General features: G+C 46.0%; 1 protein-coding gene. It reads left to right on the top strand.

Annotated features, from left to right (window positions below; all coding sequences use genetic code 11):
* Positions 1 to 99: 99 nt before the first annotated feature.
* Positions 100 to 955, top strand: an 856-nt coding sequence (locus tag QUB10_RS34045) for a hypothetical protein (protein WP_333207533.1), incomplete at its 3' end; no start/stop codon positions are given.

Below are 955 nucleotides of genomic sequence, written 5' to 3'. Positions count from 1 at the left end.
CGGCGATGAATGATGACTATATGATGCAGATTCTCAAGTGCTTGTGTCAAGCCTGATTAAGATGCTCTTACCCTGGGCTCGGACTTAGCAAATATTCCTTTGGGGCTACGTCTATTTCCAATCGCATTGTTGAAGGATGGAGTTTTACTCCAAGGAAGTTCCCCAACAATTTATGCCATGGAGTCGGGCAAGCGCCGAGGGATTGCTGATCCTGCTACCTTTAAAATTAACGGTTTTAAATGGGAAGATGTGAAAGCTATCCCTGATGATGAGCTAAACAATATTCCGTTAGGAGCGCTGCTAAGTGGTGGGCGGGATGGAGCTTTGCTCAAAGGAAGCAGCCCGGAAATTTGTGTCATGGAGTCGGGCAAGCGTCGATCGATTCCGGATACTGCTACCTTTGAAGCTAGAGGTTATAAGTGGGAAGATGTCGTTATTATCCCTGATAATGAACTAGACAATATTCCGCGAGGAACCCCTTTACCCACAGTATTAGCGTATCAAGAGAAGGGCAGCCTCCTACATATTTCAGGCACAACATCAGATGGAAAATTGTGGCACTCAATTCGTTTTCCCAATGGGAGTTGGTCATCATTTGGAGATGTTGAAGGACAGACTGGAGACGGTGGCTTTATTACCAATGTAGCTCTCCAAGGAATCGGGGATGTAATTCACCTATGTGCTGTTAACAATTCAGGCAGCTTGTGGCATACAATTCGTCGTGCAGATGGCTCTTGGTTTGGTTTCGGTGATGTTAAAGGAGTCGCTGGAAATCGTGGAAATTTCGTTCACGTCTCTGTTGGTGAAGTTGGGGGTGAGTTGCACGTTTGCGGTGTCACCGATGATGGTCATTTATGGCACACAATTCGTCATACTAATTCTTGGTCTCCTTTCGGTGATGTTGAAGGACCCGCAGGAGACCGAGGCAAATTTATTAATGTCAGTTGTGCAGAAG

The organism is Microcoleus sp. B5-D4, assembly GCF_036705145.1.
Lineage (GTDB): Bacteria > Cyanobacteriota > Cyanobacteriia > Cyanobacteriales > Microcoleaceae > Microcoleus.
Note: the sequence above shows the minus strand (reverse complement) of the source record. Positions and strands in the feature narration are given on the sequence as shown.